Source organism: Bacillus sp. ISL-77 (assembly GCF_018613105.1).
This window is the reverse complement of sequence record NZ_JAGGQY010000041.1, coordinates 1-18,092: the sequence shown is the minus strand read 5'-3', so window position 1 is coordinate 18,092 and position 18,092 is coordinate 1. Positions and strand designations below refer to the sequence as shown.

The window sequence follows — 18,092 nt, the reverse complement described above, 5'->3', positions numbered from 1 at the left end:
ATCGACCCAAATTGCTCTTTCTCAACGACTTCGGACGTCAATACCTACGATGGCTCTTTTTCCAATTAAGCATCCTCGATCATTCTAAATAAAATTAATAGGAATAGAATAGAAAGGAAGAGGTGCTTGATGTTCTTTAAAAATTCACAATTTTTACGGTTTACTTAATCCTAAATAATATATGCTTAAGTTGTAAACATTTGGGAGGTGCTCTAAATTGTATAAACTGCAAATTTGTAATGCTCTAACCCAAGAAATTCTACGAGAAAAGACGTATAAGAAGCCTGACCTTATTTTAAGTTTGATAGAATCAGGAACAAAAGGTCAGGAATGTTTTCTATTTGATGAACAGCGCAAGACGTTGAAAGGAACGTATGTTACACATTCCAGTTTTAACGAAGGGGACACGAAAGTATATAAAGTGCTTTTTAAGGTGAAACTATCTGAAATACAAGCAAGAATAGCGAAATAGGATTAAAGGAGTGGCTTATGGCTGCTCCTTTTTAGTTTGAGTATTAATGAAGCTCATCTGTCATAGAGACAACAGTACACGACCTCATTGTTATTCCTTTTGAACGGTCCCGTAGGAAAGCCACTACGCGCCCCAACTCTGTGAAATTGTACTGGAACGGTCACGTAGGACCCCTCTACGTGACCCAACTCGTAGGAATTCTTCCGGAAAGGTCACGTAGGTCGTCTCTACGTGCCTCAACTCTGTGAAATTGTACTGGAAAGGTCACGTAGGTCGTCTCTACGTGACCCAACTCGTAGGAATTCTTCTGGAACGGTCACGTAGGCCGTCACTACGTGCCCCAACTCTGTGAAATTGTTCTGGAACGGTCACGTAGGCTCCATCTACGTGCCCCAACTCGTAGAGATTCATCTAGAACGGTCACGTAGGCCGTCACTACGTGCCCCAACTCGTAGAGATTCATCTAGAACGGACACATAGGCCGTCACTACGTGCCCCAACTCGTAGAGATTCTTCTGGAACGGTCACGTAGGTCGTCTCTACGTGCCCCAACTCTGTGAAATTGTTCTGGAAAGGTCACGTAGGTCGTCTCTACGTGCCCCAACTCGTAGAAATTCATCTAGAACGGTCACGTAGGCCCTCTCTACGTGCCCCAACTCGTAGAAATTCATCTAGAACGGTAACGTAGGCCCCCTCTACGTGCCCCAACTCGTAGAGATTCTTCTGGAACGGTAACGTAGGCCGTCACTACGTGCCCCAACTCGTAGAGATTCTTCTAGAAAGATCGCGTAGACCCACTCTACCCCGGATTCTGTAATTCCTTCAGCTTTAGGTTGATTAGCACAACAAAAAAAGAGTCGGCACGTATATGCCAACTCTCTTAAACTTAATGAATATGTCGGTAAACCCCAATAACTTTACCTAAAATCGAAACATTCCTTAATATAATAGGGTCCATTGTAGAATTTTCCGGCTGCAGGCGTATGTAATCTTTTTCTTTGAAAAATCTTTTACAGGTGGCTTCATCTTCCTCGGTCATTGCTACAACAATATCCCCGTTATTAGCGGTTGGCTGCTGTTTCACAATTACATAGTCCCCGTCTAGGATCCCAGCTTCTATCATACTCTCACCCATGATTTCTAACATGAAAACTTGTTCATCTGCAGGTGCAAGACTTTCTGGAAGCGGAAAATACTCTTCCACATTTTCAATCGCTGTAATTGGGAGTCCTGCCGTTACTTTCCCAACCACTGGAACATTGACAACTGTATTTCTTGGTATATGTGCAGCAACATCTGCTTCTAATATTTCAATTGCTCTTGGTTTTGTGGGATCCCGTCTAATAAGTCCTTTGCTTTCCAATCTTGCTAGATGTCCGTGAACAGTAGAACTGGATGCGAGTCCAACCGCTTCTCCAATTTCCCTTACTGAAGGGGGATATCCTTTACTCTTAACCTCACTTTTAATGAAGTCTAAGATATCTTGCTGCCTCTTTGATATTTTAGCCATGATAAAATCCACCTCGCCTGGTTAATGTTGACTTTATTATAACATGTTCGTATTTTTTATACAAACATAAGTTCGAAAATATGGTTGACAACAAACAAATGTTCGATTTATAATGAAAATAATAAATCGAACATACATTCTTATAGAGGTGTTATTTATGAAAAAATTATGGAACAAATACTCCTATGCTATTACTCTTATTATTTTAAGTTGTTCACTTTCAATCATATTATCATTCCAACATCATTCCAACGCGCAAGATAATTTTTTAAAGGTTACAATCACAGAAGGAGATTCACTATGGAAAATCTCTGATCAATTTTCGGGTCAACATTCATTATCAAACAAGGAGTTTGTTGCTTGGATAAAAAAGCATAATGAATTAGATGATGATCAAATATTTCCAGGTGAAGAAATTATCATTCCGGTGAGTAAAGAAGTCTCATCTACGAATGAATTTGCTAGCGCCGTTAGTGAATAGAAAGGAACTTTTATGAAAGCAATTATATACTGCCGTGTCAGCACAAATAAGGAAACACAAGAATCTTCGTTAAAGCGTCAGGAAGAGGAATTAACGCAACTAGCTAACACCTATCACTTTGAGATTGATAGGGTAATTAAAGAAAAGGCTAGTGGCTATGATTTTAATCGTGAGGGGATTTTTCAATTATTAGAACGAATTAGAGAAAAGCATGTACAAGCCCTCTTAATTCAGGATGAAACACGACTCGGTAGAGGTAACGCCAAAATTGCGCTCTTGCATTGCATTTTAAAAGAAAATATTAAACTTTATAGTATCTCCCATAGTGGAGAATTACAGCTTTCAGAATCGGATTCCATGGTTTTGAACATCGTAAGTATGGTTGAAGAGTACCAACGTAAACTACATAATGCAAAAATCAAACGTGGAATGAAGCGAGCAGTCCAGAATGGATATAAACCAGAAAAAAACTTAAAAAATCTCGGAGAATCCTCTGGACGAGAGAAAATTGAAGTTCCAATTGGAGAAATTGTCCGGTTAAGAAAAAATGGATTAATTTTTTCAGAAATAGCTGCTACACTTAGAGGTTTTGGCTATAACATTTCTAAAGCCACGGTTCATAGAAGATTCCAGGAATATATTGAATCACAAGAAGAGTAGACCTTTTGCCTTGTCATTAGGTTTTTTTTTTAGTAAAATCAGGTGTCATGTAAATAGTTTGAAAGGAAGGTCTTTGAATGCTTTCAAAAGAAAAGATGGCTAGAATTAATGAGCTGGCACGAAAAGCAAAAGCAACGGGATTGACTGAAACAGAAGCGAAAGAGCAAACTAAATTAAGAAGTGAATATTTGGCTACTTTTCGTTCGAATATGCTTGATACCCTTACCAACACCAAGTTTATTGATCCGGAAGGAAATGACGTTACACCGGAAAAAATCAAGGCTAGGAAAAAAAATACACTTCACTAAAAGTTCAGGAATACATTTTTTGTATTCCTATTTTACATATACTGACTATTTTTGTGTAAAAATAAAAAAAATAGTGATTTTTGTTTCTTATTATTATGCTATTTGTTGAATAAAAAACGGTAGCAATATAAAATTGAAATGTATAAAGTAACCTTGTGATTAGGAAAGGATGTAATTCATGTTTAATACTATTGATGATTTATCTGTTACCTCCATTCGAACGCTTTCCATTGATGCGATCGAAAAAGCAAACTCAGGACATCCAGGAATGCCGATGGGTGCAGCGCCAATGACCTATACTTTATGGACGCGTTTCTTGAACCAAAATCCAAAGAATCCACAGTGGTTTAACCGAGATCGTTTTGTCTTGTCAGCAGGTCATGGTTCAGCGTTGTTATACAGCATGCTTCACTTGTCTGGTTTCAACTTATCAATGGATGACTTAAAGCAATTCCGCCAATGGGGCTCTAAAACGCCTGGACACCCAGAGTATGGCCACACTGAAGGTGTTGAAGCAACTACTGGTCCACTTGGACAGGGGATTGCAATGGCAGTAGGAATGGCAATGGCAGAACGCCATGTTGCAAGTGTTTATAATAAAGATAAATATGAACTTGTGAACCATTTTACATACAGTATCTGTGGAGATGGAGATTTGATGGAGGGTGTATCTGCTGAGGCAGCGTCGCTAGCAGGACACTTGAAATTAGGGCGATTGGTAGTCCTTTATGATTCAAACGATATCTCACTTGATGGAGACCTAGATAAGTCGTTCTCAGAAAGTGTCAAAGATCGCTTCCTATCATACGGATGGCAATATGTTCGTGTCGAAGACGGCAATAATCTGGATGAAATTGCGAAAGCTCTGGAAGAAGCTAAAAATGATTTAGACAGACCAACAATGATTGAAGTAAGAACGGTCATTGGCTATGGTTCACCAAACCGTGCGGGAACTTCAGGTGTTCATGGTTCACCACTTGGAGCGAATGAATTAAAACTTACAAAAGAGGCTTATAAATGGACTTTTGAAGAAGATTTCCATGTACCCCAGGAAGTCTATGACAACTTCCAGAAGCTGATCGTTGAAAATGGCGAGAAAAAGGAAAAAGAGTGGAATGATCTTTTCGCTCAATATAAAAAAGAGTACCCTGAACTAGCTACTCAGCTTGAACAAGCATTAAATAATGAACTTCCTGCAGGTTGGGATAAAGAAATCCCTGTATATCCAGAAGGAAAAAGCCTGGCAAGCCGTGCCTCTTCAGGTGAAGTATTAAATGGTATTGCTAAGAATCTACCTATTTTTATCGGTGGATCAGCAGACCTTGCTGGTTCGAATAAAACGATGATTAAAGGTACGAAAGACTTTATGCCTGGTTCCTATGAAGGCCGTAATATCTGGTTTGGTGTGCGTGAATTTGCGATGGGTGCGGCAATGAATGGTATTGCTCTTCATGGCGGCGTAAAAGTATTTGGCGGAACATTCTTTGTCTTCTCTGATTACTTGCGTCCTGCCATTCGTCTAGCAGCTTTAATGGGATTACCTGTCACTTATGTCTTTACCCATGACAGTATTGCTGTAGGGGAAGATGGACCAACACATGAGCCAGTTGAACAGCTTGCAGCATTACGTGCCATGTCAGGATTATCAATCATTCGTCCTGCAGACGGTAATGAAACGGCAGCTGCTTGGAAACTTGCAGTGGAGTCTACCAACAAACCAACTGCACTTGTATTAACTCGTCAAGATTTACCTACATTAAATGGAACGGATACCAATGCGTACGAGGGAGTTTCTAAAGGGGCATATGTGGTGTCTCCTTCAGAAAGAGAAACTCCTGATGCGTTGTTATTAGCAACTGGATCAGAAGTAAGCCTTGCAGTGGAAGCTCAAAAAGCGCTTGCTGGAGAAGGTGTTCATGTTTCGGTTGTAAGTATGCCTTCATGGGATCGATTCGAGCAGCAATCTCAAGAGTACAAAGACTCTGTTCTGCCAAGAAGTGTGAAAAAGCGTCTTGGAATTGAAGTGGGAGCATCATTTGGCTGGCACAAATACACTGGTGACGAAGGCGATGTTCTTGCTATTGATCATTTCGGAGCTTCAGCACCTGGAGAAAAGATTATGGAAGAATTCGGGTTCACTGTAAACAACGTAGTTGCACGTGTAAAAGCACTTTTGCAAAAGTAAAATAGTTAAATGTTAGGGAGAGCGGAGTTATTCCGCTCTCCTTTTTGTGTCTGAATTGCCAGGAATATCAACAATATTATGAACAAAGTTAATGTTTGCAGGAAAATTCAACAAATCTACCGAATTTATAGAAGAATAGTTTAGAATCCTGCTAATCGACAAAAATAGTGGAAGTTTTTGCCGTCGTAAGACAAAAGTTTCGTTTGTCTTTTTTTATAATAGTAAAAAGGGTAATCAACGAAGGAGAGAACAGTGGTGAGAAAATATCAGCTATATTTAATAGAAGATGAATTTGCGACCCATTACTTCGGAAGAGAACGATTATTTTTCCAACTTTTTCATGAACATCATAAATCGAACGGCGAACTTAAATTTATTACACAAAAACAAATTTCCTATATAACCAAAAAGGTTGAGGTACTAAAGATCCATCAACTTATTCAAAAACAACTTGGAAAAATTAAGGGTTTTAAAGCAGAGCATGGTGCATATTCGATTGAATTAAGCGGAAAACTAAGTACGGCTAAATTAGAGGTTTTTCAAGACTTAATTACTATTGATGCACAAGGCAGCTATGAAGCAGAGACGGCTTTTTTTGAGGTTCTAAGAAAATGTGAGTCTTCCTTTATGGCACTAGACCTTGAACATCAGCGTTACGGTTGGTTAAAGCCGATAAAGGAAAGAAAATTTATCTAATTGCAGATATTGTCTAATCGTGTTTTATTTAGTACACTGTATGGTAGACAACATGAAGGAGGAAGTTGAATATGGGTTATTACATTCTAGTTGGTATACTAGCATTAGCAGCTGGTGTAGCACTAGGATTTTTCATTGCTCGTAAATATATGATGAGCTACTTAAAGAAAAATCCGCCAATCAATGAACAAATGTTAAAAATGATGATGATGCAAATGGGACAAAAACCATCTCAAAAGAAGATCAACCAAATGATGGCTGCCATGAACAAACAACAATCAAAATAAAACGGAAAAGCACTCATGTAGATGGGTGCTTTTTTCGTGCTGATAAAAATATTCTAAATCTTTATTATTTTATAAAAATTTGGTAAAATTAAACCTCAGTCCGTTGGATTATTTTTCCGAATAACTTTAATTAACAACATATTCAATTTTTGGCAGATCGATTACTCGTGATTTGGGGGCGGTTTAATGAAAGTATTTTTAGAATTAGGCTGGTATTTTAAACAGGAGAAAAAAGCGTATATATCCGGGATTTTCCTCCTAATGCTTGTAGCTATATTGCAACTGGTGCCGCCAAAGATCATAGGAATCATTGCTGACCAAATTAAGAATAGGACGATGACAACGGGAATTCTCTTGCAGTGGATGGCCGTATTAGTTATTGTTGCCCTTGCAATGTATTTCCTTAGGTACTACTGGAGAATTATGATTTTTGGATCATCAGTTAAGTTAAGTAAGTTGCTTCGAAATCGGCTGTATCATCATTTTACAAATATGTCGCCATCATTTTACCAAAAACGTCGAATAGGGGATTTAATGGCACATGCCACAAACGATCTGTCAGCCATTCAACAAACAGCGGGCGTAGGCGTGCTAACCTTCGTTGATTCTCTTTCAACTGGTGGGTTTGTTATCTGTGCAATGGCATTTACGATTAGCTGGAAGTTAACATTAATCTGTTTAATTCCGATGCCCTTTATGGTAATACTTACGAGCTGGTTTGGAACAATGCTCCATCGAACCTTTTATCAGGCACAGGAAGCATTTTCGTCATTAAATGATAAAACTCAGGAAAGTATTACTGGGATTAAAGTGATTAAGACGTTTGGCCAGGAAAATGAAGATATCGAGGATTTTCGGAAGCAATCAGAAGATGTCGTCCAAAAAAATATCACTGTCGCAAAAATTGATTCTCTTTTCGATCCGACGATTTCGATCATTGTTGGTATTTCCTTTTTCTTATCGATTGTGTTTGGTGCAAAATACGTGCTTAATGGGGAACTAACAATCGGGCAATTACTCTCGTTTACTACATATTTAGGTTTACTCATCTGGCCGATGCTTGCATTTGGCTGGTTATTTAATATTGTTGAGCGAGGCAGTGCTTCCTATGACCGAGTTTCCATGCTCCTTCAAGAAAAAGAAGATATAGCCGATAAGGAGGGGGCCTTAAACGTGGTGCCCGCGGGTGATATTGAATACAATCTTTCTAGCTTTACCTATCCTGGAGAAACCACACCGGTTTTAAAGGATATATATTTTTCGATACATACCGGCGAGACGGTGGGCATTGTTGGTAAAACCGGTGCTGGTAAAACCACTCTTTTAAAACTGCTCATTCGTGAGTTTGATAGTTATCAAGGTGAAATTAGATTTGGAGGGAAATCTCTGCAGGAATACAAGCTTGAAAAATTACGCGAGGCCATTGGTTATGTACCGCAAGATCATTTCTTGTTTTCAGCCTCTGTTAGTGAAAATATCGCCTTTACGAACCACGGGGCATCAATAGAGGAAGTCGAGAATGCCGCTAAGCTTGCCAATATCCATACTGATATCCTTCAATTTACTGAAGGCTATCAAACGGTTGTTGGAGAGCGTGGGGTATCCTTATCGGGCGGGCAGAAGCAAAGGATTTCGATTGCCCGGGCTATTTTGATGAAGCCAGAAGTGTTAGTACTCGATGATTCATTATCTGCAGTAGATGCAAAAACAGAAGAAGCCATTCTTTCAGCATTAAAACAGAATAGGGAAGGAAAAACAACCATCATTACTTCACACCGATTAAGTGCCATTCAACACGCAAATCTCATTCTCGTTCTTGAGGATGGAAAGATTGTGGAAAGAGGTACACATGAAGAATTGATGGAATCGGGTGAATGGTATAAGGAAATGTATTTACGCCAGCAGCTAGAAGAGTTGGTTGAGCATGGAGGGCATTAAGATGGATGAGAAAATTCAGCTTACAGATTGTGAACAAAGAAATATTTTATTCCGTTTGCTTTCTTATACGAAACCACATAAAAAAACGATTGTCACAGCATTTATCTTCTTACTATTAACAACGATCGGCGATATTGTTTTACCGATTATCGTAAAAATATTTATCGATGATTATTTAACTCCTGGGAAGCTAGAGTTTCAGCCACTTTTGATCCTAGGTTCCACGTACATGTCAATCCAAATGATTAAAGCGATTCTCATGTTTTTTCAATTGGTTAAATTCCAGGAACTGGCTTTGAAAATTATCCAACAGCTGCGCATTGATGTTTTTTCTAAAGTACAGTCGCTCGGGCTAAAGTATTTTGATAAGACCCCAGCAGGAAGTATCGTTTCAAGGGTGACCAATGATACCGAAGCCATTAAAGACATGTTTGTTACCGTTATTGCAACGTTTATCCAAGGTGGATTTTTATTACTAGGTATTTTTATTGCGATGTTTATTCTGAACATCAAACTTGGCTTATTATGTGTCGTGATCCTTCCGTTATTATTGTTTGTCATGAACCTATACAGAAAATTAAGTTCACGATTTTACCTTGATATGCGCGAACGGCTGAGTCAATTGAATGCCAAGCTCAGTGAATCATTATCTGGAATGGGAATAATTCAAGTGTTTCGGCAGGAAAAAAGACTCCGGGCAGAATTCGGAGCTATTAATGACCAACACTATCAGGCAGGAATGAAAAATATCAAAATAGATGGCCTCCTGTTAAGACCAGCGATTGATTTAATCTATATTTTGGGCTTAATCATTGTATTAAGTTATTTTGGAATAACGTCTTTTAACCATATGGTGGAAATCGGCGTGTTATATGCCTTCATAAATTATTTGGATCGTTTTTTCGAACCGGTTAATCAGATGATGATGAGGCTTTCCTTGTACCAACAAGCGATTGTCGCTGGCTCGCGTGTTTTTAAACTGTTGGATGAGGAAGAATTAGCACCAATACAAAAAAAAGAGCGGACCAATTCCATTGAAAGAGGAATGATTGAGTTTAAGAATTTAAGTTTTTCCTATGATGGAAAACGGGATGTGCTAAAATCTATTTCCTTCATGGCAAATCCTGGTGAAACAGTCGCACTGGTTGGCCATACCGGAAGTGGAAAAAGCTCGATTATCAATTTGTTAATGCGTTTTTATGAGTATGAACGGGGGGACATTTTGATTGATGGTCAATCGATTCGGAACTTCACAAAGACAGAACTCAGGGAGAAAATGGGCTTAGTCTTACAGGATCCATTCTTGTTCTACGGGACGGTGAAGGATAATATCCGCCTTCATTCGAATGAGATGACGGATGAACAAGTCGAAGAAGCAGCAAAGTTTGTCCAAGTCCACACCTTTATTGAAAAGTTGGAGGATGGCTTTGAACATAAGGTTGTCGAGCGTGGTACCACATTTTCAAGCGGTCAAAGGCAATTAATCGCTTTTGCCCGAACAATCGCCGCTAATCCCAAAATATTGGTACTCGACGAAGCGACCGCGAATATAGATACAGAAACAGAAGAAGCCATTCAAACCGCACTCGCCAAAATGCGAAAAGGGCGAACGACTATTGCCATTGCGCATCGCCTGTCAACCATTCAGGATGCTGATTTAATCTTAGTTTTGCATCAGGGGGAAATTGTTGAACGGGGAACCCATCAAGAACTGCTTGCCCAGGGTGGCTTGTACCATAAAATGTTCCTTTTGCAAAACGGAGCGGTTGAACGTCTGGAGGATGTTGTGAATTAATGGAAAAAAGCCTGGCGGCGAAGCCAGGCTTTTACTCGTTTTATAGGTCTATTGTCTATTTTTTATGGTGGCAACTTACAAGGATTTTTCTTTTAACAGGCAGATGAAGGCATCTTGTTTATATATATTCTATGATATTCATTTAAGAGATGATCAAGTTCCTGGCTGTAGCGAATTGCAACGGAGGATGTCAAGCCGTTGGTGATGGCGACTTGAATTAATTCAGCTCGTTTTTTTTCAATTAATGTAACTAAATCATTTTTTGTCACGGCCGATGTCCTTTCCGGAGTAACTCCTAAATTATGGTGCAAATAGACTACTAATATATCAAAATGACATTGGTTTTACTAGTATAACCCATGATGTAAATTTTTTCAAAGACATTTGTAAATAAATATCCAACGAATTTATGCATATATTTTAACAAGGGGGTTATTTCAGATGAACAGAAAAACAAGCGGCGACACAAAATATTCAAGTTAACCATTATCATTTATATCAAACATTTGTTAGAATATAAACGTATCGACTATAGTGGGAGTGTTAATATGTCAGATGTAAATATATTTTTAGCATTAGGAGCAGGATTTTTAAGCTTTATTTCACCTTGTTGTTTACCTCTTTATCCTGCATTTCTCTCTTACATTACAGGAATGTCTGTTGGGGAGCTAAAAAGTGAAAATGCGATGCTTCAAAAACGGAGTCTACTCCACACATTATTTTTCCTTTTAGGCTTTTCGATTATTTTTATTGCGATTGGATTTGGAACTTCGTTTCTAGGAAGCTTTTTCTTACAGTATAAAGATCTTATTCGTCAACTAGGCGGAATTTTTATTGTTTTCTTTGGTTTAGTGATCGTAGGAATTTTAAATCCGAAGTTTATGATGAACGATCGCCGCATTGAATTTAAAAATCGTCCTTCAGGTTATTTTGGTTCTGTTTTAATTGGGATGGCATTTGCAGCTGGTTGGACGCCTTGTACAGGTCCGATTCTATCGTTTGTTATTTCCCTAGCAGCCACAAATCCAGGTTCAGGTATGATGTATATGATTGCCTATTGTCTAGGCTTTGCCATACCATTCTTTATCCTTTCGTTCTTCCTTGGCCGCATGACTTGGATTAAGAAGAACAGCGGCAAAATTGTAAAAATTGGCGGTTACATAATGATTGTAATGGGGATTGTCCTATTCTTTGACTGGATGACTAAAATCATTACTATTTTTTCAGAAATGTTTGGTGGCTTTACGGGGTTCTAATGTAAACTCAAAAATGATAAATATATAAAAATATTATATTCTTTGAAAGGGAACTTCCTTAGGAGGTTTTTTCCTTTTTTTGTATCGATCACCTGTGTGTTAGAAATGGGAACATTTTATCATGAGATAATTTTTTTCAAATGAATTTATTTGAGATATAATGGGTTAGTAAATATATTAGATAAGGAATGAATCTAATGAACTTAGTTGTTGCTTCTTCAATTGGAGCGGTTTTTATGGGCACCCTTGCCTTGGTTGTCCGTATGAAAGCTGCAAAGAAACCCACGAATGCTCTTAAGATAATCCTTCCGCCATTCTTCATGTCGAGTGGGGCTTTAATGTACATCGAACCGCAATTTAGACTAAGTGGATCAGAAATGATCGAGGCAGCGGTCGTAGGGATGCTATTTTCTATTTTACTCATTAAAACCTCGAAGTTTGAGATCCGCGATAACGATATTTATCTAAAGCGATCGAAAGCATTTTTCTTTATTTTAATTGGACTATTAGTGGTTCGTCTCGTTATGAAGTCGGTGCTTAGTGCAACCATTGATTTTGGAGAATTAAGCGGAATGTTCTTTTTCCTTGCCTATTGTATGATTGTCCCATGGCGAATTGCGATGTATATGGACTACAAAAAGCTTTTTAGGCAACTTCATGGTGATAAGCAATTATAATTATGTGAGAGACTGGTCCTTTATTGGATCAGTTTTTCTTTTTGGATTTGTTAAATAATGAGTTTGAAATATTAGTCGAAAATGTTTGCAAAGTTCCGGGCTATTGGAGACAAAATTTAGGAAAAAACAATGAGAAGTGTCTCCAATAAAAACTATTGGCGACAGAAATCAGAAGAAATTAGTGAAAAGTGTTGCCTATGAGGGCTATTGACGACAAAAATCAGTGAAAAGTGTCGCCAATGAGGGCTATTGGCGACAAAATTTAGGGAAAAACAATGAGAAGTGTCTCCAATAAAAGCTATTGGCGAAAGAAATCAGAAAAAAGTTGTGGAATGAGTCGCTAATGAGGGCTGTTGACGACAATAGTTAGGGAAAAAGTCTGAAAAATGTATCCAATGGAGTCCGTTGATGTCAAAATAAAAAACCATCTATTAGCTAGACGGTTAAAATAGATGCTCAAAAGGAGCAACATCAATTCTATTTTCAAACAGCTTTTTTCGTAAAAATTTATGATCTCTTTTTGGTGTGGCTTGAATATATCCACGAATGACGAGGTCCTGAGTGATTTTAGGAGCTCTTTCTTTAAGGGCGATTTCGCCAATCTTTCCGGCAATCTTATGCCTGGCAACATCGCGGAATAATTCGGGAACAGGGCTGACTAAATCCTCTAGGAGTTCTTTCTCCTCGGGCCCCCACAAGTGCCGCGATTCATTTACATAGTGTTCTTCCCAATCCATAACTGATTTGCCATCTTCTTTCGGCATCTTCTTCAAAAACTTTCGGAACATAAAAAATCCACCGATGGCAAATGAGCCAACTAGGAAAAATACCCAGAACAGGATAAACCATAGAAACCAACCATGAAGCATATCTATTCACCTACAAGATAACTATTTTTCTTCTTATTATAGTCTGTTTTTATGAATTAAGACAAGTATTGTACAAAATTGAATGAAATTATACTTAAGATTTTAATCAAGAATCGAATCATTGTGAATGCGCGCTAAACAGGTTATTGTTCTGTAGTTTCCTGATGAAAAGCTTGTCGAAAAAATGACAAATCCATTGATTCTATTGATTATCACCATATTCCATAGTAATATGATATCAACTGATAGGGAAGCGAATTAATTTGTTTCTTTCGCCAAAAGACTGTGTTACTGTAGTCCAAACATCTTTGATATTATAACATCCATGGGGCTGAATGGGGTACTGGTGTCCTCCACAGTCTTCAAAACTGCTTGAGACCTGCGTGCCAGGTCTGGTGGGTTCGATTCCCACGCAGTCCCGCCAACTAAACCCAGTTATATCAAGGGTTTCGACTGTTTTTAAGCTCTGTTCTTCCGGCTGTTTGAACAGTGAGTTGAAAGTAAAAAGTCACCAGTATTTTTTCTGAAAATTACATAGTACTAGTGCGACTGATTTTAGGAGTACTAGTGTGTCAAATCCACTAAATTCTGTATGAAAGGTGGATTTTTTTTATGCAATCTGTTAGAAAATCTCAGCGAAAAGGTTCAAGAAGTACTCAGAATATTAAACGGTTTAAACAAACTGAACAAAAGATGACACTGTTTGAAATGTTTGAGCGATTTATGGCTTTCAAACAAACTGAGGGTTTGGCAAAGCCTACAATCCAAGGCTATTATGAACATTTTCATTATCTCAATGATTACTTGGAAGGAGATGTACCTAATGAAGAAGTTACTGTTGAATTGTTTCGAAATTATATTGGTTATATGCTTAATGACCAAGGTTTAAAACCAACTACTGTAAATGTACGTATCAGAACCAATCGTGCTTTCTTGCGACATTGTTATCAAGAAGGATGGATTGAAATACCTATTCACGAAAAATTTAAGCCCATTAAAACTCCTGAAGATGAAATACAATCCTTTACACCAGCTGAAATAAAAGCGTTACTAAATCAGATCGATGATTCAAGGTTCGTAGGATTTCGTGATAAAGTAATGATCTATGTATTATTAGATACAATGGTTAGAATATCGGAACTTCTTAACATGAGGAGAAGTAATGTGGATTTAAAGAGTGGGTATATCAAACTGGAACCGCATGAAACGAAGACAAAACGAAGTAGGAGTGTTCCAATCTCAACAAAGACATTTAAGCTTTTAGAAGAATATATGAGGGAATCAGACGATTTCGGTAGCGAATACCTATTTGTTTCATATGATGGTAGAGAAATTCTTAGTAATACATGGAGAAGAAGACTAACAGAATTAGGTGAAATGGCTGGTATATCTAATAAGAGAGTATCTCCTCATACTTTTAGACATACGGGTGCATTATTCTATATTATGAATGGTGGTGATCCATTCTCTTTGCAAAAAATATTAGGGCATAGTGATATGTCAATGGTTCGTAAATATATTCAGATGACAGATTCTGATGTTAAAAGACAACATAATTCCTTTTCCCCACTTAGAAATTTATTTAGAAGATGATCATACAAATTAAGTTCGCGTAAAGAAATTTTCGCTTTAATAGACCGACCGTTATACTATTTAACCACATGAAAAGAGTAAATCCTTTACTGGTAATAGGAAGATTTTAGGCAGTTAATTATACAATTGATTTTCGAAATTCCTGCCAAAATGTATCGGAAATACAACATCAACCAGCCTTCAATATAAGAGGCCTTAATAGATCCAATCAGTATGATAGATATCAAATTTGATTGAAGCTTATACCATATTTAAATAACACATTCCTGACTTGACGCCTTATTAGGGATTAAAAGTGATATTTTTTTGAGGGGGAAGTAGTCTAAGATGGGTAAGTTTTTCACATCTTTCGGTGGCCACCCCCCTTTTTGGTTTACAGGTGGATTTTATGCAGAAATCACTTTGGAATATGATGCAGTCATCGCTCAAGAAAAGAATGGAAGACCTTTTGGGATTGAGCACTTAAGGGAAATTCAACTGTCTAATAGAGATGTATTGGATGTGTTAGCAAAAGCGAGGGAGAATTTCAGTACAGCTGAATGGAAACAATTTCTACTTAGGAGTATAGGTATTGAACCTATTTCGCTTTCAGATAGAGCTAAAGATTCATTTCACCTACGGATGTTACCTTTGGTTGAAAGAAATTATAATTTGGTAGAATTAGGTCCACGAGGTACTGGTAAGAGCCATTTGTTTCAACAAGTTTCCCCATATGCACATCTAATTTCAGGTGGAAAAGCGACGGTTGCCAGGATGTTTGTGAATAATGCGACTGGTCAAAGGGGGCTCGTATGTCAATATGATGTTATCTGTTTTGATGAGGTATCTGGTGTATCCTTTGAACAAAAAGATGGTGTTAACATCATGAAGGGTTATATGGTGATTACAGCCAATGAAATGTACCATCCTTGACATAGTTTTTACCACTGAATGACAAAAAGTATACCAATTAATGACAGACAGTTTACCACTTCATACCTGGATATTTACGTTGAAATATAGAGTAGAGATTGTGAAGGTTTTCACTTAAACTAACGGGCAGTTTAGTGGAACAAGGAACATAATGGAAATCTTTATATAATACCACATTCACACAAACAAGCTTTAGTTGTATAAATCCTGAACTAATAAAAGGTTACAAAGAAAAATACCTTATCCTCAAGTACTGAGGCTAGGTAAACCTAGCCTCCCATTTATTACGCATTCTTTACCTTTGGTTGTGCAGAAGTTTGCTTACTAAAACTTCTAATATATAAATTATTCCCGATTAAACTAGCTATTGTGATTAAAGCTCCGATTAATTCAAACGGAGACAAGTGATAACCTTGAATAACAGAGATAATAAAGGTAGTTACAGGAACCATATTCATAAAGAGAATACCATTTATAGGCGTAATAATTCGATTACCAGTATTCCAAACAAAAATCGCTAATACCCCCGCAATCAGTGCCATATACAGGAGGGAACCTGAAACACCACCAATCATTGAAAGTGTTGGAACCTTTAACCAACCAATTAATGTTGCTAAACCTACCAAAATAATGTTTGAGATGGTTCCAAAAATCGTAGTTACTGTTGTATATCTCAATGGCGACCATTCTGGAAAAGAATTTCCACCCATTGTGTAGATGACAAAACACAATGCACCTATAAGTATGATCAGATAAGCAAACATATTGCCGTCCTCTGAAACAAAGACACTTAAATCTCCTTTTGAAATAACCATAACAACACCTATCAATCCTGTTAACATAAACAGAACTGTAAATAGTTTAGGCGAGCCTTTTTTAGTTACCCAATTCACGATTACTCCAAGAAGTGGTTGAACCGCCATTATTACCGCAGCTATTACAGTTCCTGATGGTCCAGCTAGTTTTTGCCCTAAAAATACTAGAAAACTAAAACCTGTAAAACCCATCGTTCCTAGAAACCATAATTTTATTGTTTTGCCTTCCGTAGAGAATTTTCCTTTTCCTTCAATTACGATTAGCAAAAGTACCAATACAACCATTGCTATACCATATCTGAGTAAAGTGAAATAAAATGGATCCATTATCTTTAGGGCATTTCCCATTACAGGAAACATTCCTCCCCAAGATGTAACAGCTATTAAACACATTAATATACCTGTTAGAAATTTATTTCCTTTCATCTATGATTCCTCCCCTTTAAATCTGATGTGACCCTCTTTAAAATCAAAACTTTTTATTGTTACCTCCCTAGAAAGGCTATAAAGGATTTAATCGGTTAACAATCTTTCGTTTATTATAAATATCCTTTATAATATGAGTCAAATTAATGTTAATCATATAACCATGAGGTGAATTCATGAACTTATCGCATATTCGTATACTGGTTGCTGTTGTGGAAACAGGTAGTTTTACCAAAGCAGCGGAAATGTTAGATATTACACAGTCAGGAGTTAGTCATGCAATATCCAGTTTAGAATCAGAATTGGAAATTCCGCTTTTAGTTAGGGAACGAAATGGAATCACATTAACTGAAAGTGGGGAACGAATCCTTGGTCACTGCCGAGAAATATTGTATCGGGTAAATCGTATTTCAGAAGAAGCACAAAAGTTTTCTAATATGGAGAAAGGGAAGATTCGGATTGGGAGTTTTCCGAGTGCGGCAAGCAGGCTTTTTCCAAAAATCCTCGCCTCTTTTCATCGAAAACATCCTAACGTAGAGATTGTTCTTTTTGAAGGTACGGATGAAGAAGTATTGGAATGGCTCCATTCGTTATCAATAGACATTGCCTTCACAACATCACAAGAAGATGGATTTGAAGTTATTCCTGTTAGTCGAGATCAATATTATGCTGTTCTACCTCCCGAACATCATCTTTTTGAATCCAATTTTCTTGATGTATCCAACGTTAAAAATGAACCATTTATCATGCCAAAAGGTGGATGTCAGCCACTTATAATAGAAACTTTTGCAAAAATAGGCATTTCACCCAATATTAAATATCAGGTACGAGATATGGGTACAGTATTGTCGATGGTTCAGGAAGGGTTAGGATGGACAATTGTTCCAGAGAAGGTTCTCCCAAATGAATTGACAGGCGTTTCTCCAATTCCTCTCTATCCATCAGTGTGGAGAAATATTGGGCTCGCTGTTCTTTCACTAAAAGAAAGTCCTGATATAGTTAAATCTTTCATTGAAGAAGCAAAAAAAGTATTTCAAGTGAAATGATAGCAGACTTTTTATCACAAAATTACAATAGATTATCAACCCATAAAAAGTAAAATTATGAAACAAGCTGGATATTAATTATTTAAATTTTATTGAAAAAATTTCCAAAATGTTTATAACAAGCAAGATTGTGAAGAAATGTACTTGAACTACTATGAAAATTCAC

At 37.5% G+C, this 18,092-nt stretch carries 18 protein-coding genes and 1 tRNA gene; 15 read left to right on the top strand and 4 right to left on the bottom strand.

The window, feature by feature from the left end; genetic code table 11:
- Positions 1–217 precede the first annotated feature (217 nt).
- On the top strand, positions 218–472 hold the full coding sequence (locus tag J7E77_RS17410; RefSeq protein WP_214716003.1) for a hypothetical protein: 255 nt from the start codon (positions 218–220) through the stop codon (positions 470–472).
- An 886-nt stretch (positions 473–1,358) separates the two neighbouring features.
- On the opposite strand, the gene lexA is transcribed toward J7E77_RS17410, so the two are convergent.
- Complete coding sequence (gene lexA, locus J7E77_RS17405; RefSeq protein ID WP_168242900.1) at positions 1,359–1,982, bottom strand: transcriptional repressor LexA; 624 nt, start codon at positions 1,980–1,982, stop codon at positions 1,359–1,361.
- A 157-nt stretch (positions 1,983–2,139) separates the two neighbouring features.
- Between lexA and yneA the strand changes: the two genes are divergently transcribed.
- The 8 genes from yneA (at position 2,140) to J7E77_RS17365 (ending at position 10,332) form a co-directional block, all read left to right on the top strand.
- Positions 2,140–2,463 carry a cell division suppressor protein YneA gene (yneA, locus tag J7E77_RS17400; RefSeq protein ID WP_214716002.1) on the top strand — a complete coding sequence of 108 codons (324 nt, stop codon included), beginning with the start codon at positions 2,140–2,142 and terminating at the stop codon, positions 2,461–2,463.
- Between the two features lie 12 nt (positions 2,464–2,475).
- Positions 2,476–3,123 carry a YneB family resolvase-like protein gene (locus tag J7E77_RS17395; protein ID WP_214716001.1) on the top strand — a complete coding sequence of 216 codons (648 nt, stop codon included), beginning with the start codon at positions 2,476–2,478 and terminating at the stop codon, positions 3,121–3,123.
- Positions 3,124–3,200: 77 nt separating this feature from the next.
- Positions 3,201–3,431, top strand: a complete 231-nt coding sequence (locus J7E77_RS17390) for a DUF896 domain-containing protein (RefSeq protein ID WP_088086536.1) — start codon at positions 3,201–3,203, stop codon at positions 3,429–3,431.
- 178 nt (positions 3,432–3,609) lie between these two features.
- Complete coding sequence (gene tkt, locus J7E77_RS17385; protein ID WP_214716000.1) at positions 3,610–5,616, top strand: transketolase; 2,007 nt, start codon at positions 3,610–3,612, stop codon at positions 5,614–5,616.
- A gap of 255 nt (positions 5,617–5,871) precedes the next feature.
- Positions 5,872–6,312: a sporulation inhibitor of replication protein SirA gene (gene sirA, locus J7E77_RS17380; RefSeq protein WP_214715998.1), complete on the top strand. Its 441-nt coding sequence runs from the start codon at positions 5,872–5,874 to the stop codon at positions 6,310–6,312.
- 71 nt (positions 6,313–6,383) lie between these two features.
- Positions 6,384–6,599, top strand: a complete 216-nt coding sequence (locus tag J7E77_RS17375; protein WP_088086539.1) for a YneF family protein — start codon at positions 6,384–6,386, stop codon at positions 6,597–6,599.
- Positions 6,600–6,785: 186 nt separating this feature from the next.
- Positions 6,786–8,537, top strand: coding sequence for an ABC transporter transmembrane domain-containing protein (locus J7E77_RS17370; protein ID WP_214715996.1), 1,752 nt, complete (start codon positions 6,786–6,788; stop codon positions 8,535–8,537).
- Between the two features lies 1 nt (position 8,538).
- A complete protein-coding gene (locus J7E77_RS17365) occupies positions 8,539–10,332 on the top strand; it encodes an ABC transporter ATP-binding protein (protein WP_214715994.1) in 1,794 nt (597 codons plus the stop codon).
- A gap of 92 nt (positions 10,333–10,424) precedes the next feature.
- On the opposite strand, the gene J7E77_RS17360 is transcribed toward J7E77_RS17365, so the two are convergent.
- On the bottom strand, positions 10,425–10,601 hold the full coding sequence (locus tag J7E77_RS17360; protein ID WP_214715993.1) for an aspartyl-phosphate phosphatase Spo0E family protein: 177 nt from the start codon (positions 10,599–10,601) through the stop codon (positions 10,425–10,427).
- Positions 10,602–10,880: 279 nt separating this feature from the next.
- On the opposite strand from J7E77_RS17360, the gene J7E77_RS17355 reads away from it, so the two are divergent.
- The gene (locus tag J7E77_RS17355; protein ID WP_214715992.1) at positions 10,881–11,588 is read left to right on the top strand and encodes a cytochrome c biogenesis CcdA family protein; all 708 of its coding nucleotides are present in this window, start codon (positions 10,881–10,883) and stop codon (positions 11,586–11,588) included.
- A 197-nt stretch (positions 11,589–11,785) separates the two neighbouring features.
- Complete coding sequence (locus J7E77_RS17350; RefSeq protein ID WP_214715991.1) at positions 11,786–12,265, top strand: CcdC family protein; 480 nt, start codon at positions 11,786–11,788, stop codon at positions 12,263–12,265.
- Positions 12,266–12,708: 443 nt separating this feature from the next.
- On the opposite strand, the gene J7E77_RS17345 is transcribed toward J7E77_RS17350, so the two are convergent.
- Complete coding sequence (locus J7E77_RS17345) at positions 12,709–13,134, bottom strand: DUF2621 domain-containing protein (protein ID WP_214715990.1); 426 nt, start codon at positions 13,132–13,134, stop codon at positions 12,709–12,711.
- A 327-nt stretch (positions 13,135–13,461) separates the two neighbouring features.
- Here J7E77_RS17345 and J7E77_RS17340 point away from each other — a divergent pair.
- The 3 genes from J7E77_RS17340 to J7E77_RS17330 all read left to right on the top strand — a co-directional run bounded on the left by J7E77_RS17340 (position 13,462) and on the right by J7E77_RS17330 (position 15,639).
- A tRNA-Sec gene (locus J7E77_RS17340) sits at positions 13,462–13,558 on the top strand.
- A 188-nt stretch (positions 13,559–13,746) separates the two neighbouring features.
- A complete protein-coding gene (locus J7E77_RS17335) occupies positions 13,747–14,727 on the top strand; it encodes a tyrosine-type recombinase/integrase (RefSeq protein WP_214715989.1) in 981 nt (326 codons plus the stop codon).
- Positions 14,728–15,054: 327 nt separating this feature from the next.
- Complete coding sequence (locus J7E77_RS17330) at positions 15,055–15,639, top strand: BREX system Lon protease-like protein BrxL (RefSeq protein WP_214715988.1); 585 nt, start codon at positions 15,055–15,057, stop codon at positions 15,637–15,639.
- A gap of 284 nt (positions 15,640–15,923) precedes the next feature.
- On the opposite strand, the gene J7E77_RS17325 is transcribed toward J7E77_RS17330, so the two are convergent.
- A complete protein-coding gene (locus tag J7E77_RS17325) occupies positions 15,924–16,880 on the bottom strand; it encodes a DMT family transporter (RefSeq protein ID WP_214715987.1) in 957 nt (318 codons plus the stop codon).
- 176 nt (positions 16,881–17,056) lie between these two features.
- Here J7E77_RS17325 and J7E77_RS17320 point away from each other — a divergent pair, with 176 nt between their 5' ends.
- Positions 17,057–17,926 carry a LysR family transcriptional regulator gene (locus J7E77_RS17320; protein ID WP_214715986.1) on the top strand — a complete coding sequence of 290 codons (870 nt, stop codon included), beginning with the start codon at positions 17,057–17,059 and terminating at the stop codon, positions 17,924–17,926.
- Positions 17,927–18,092: the final 166 nt, after the last annotated feature.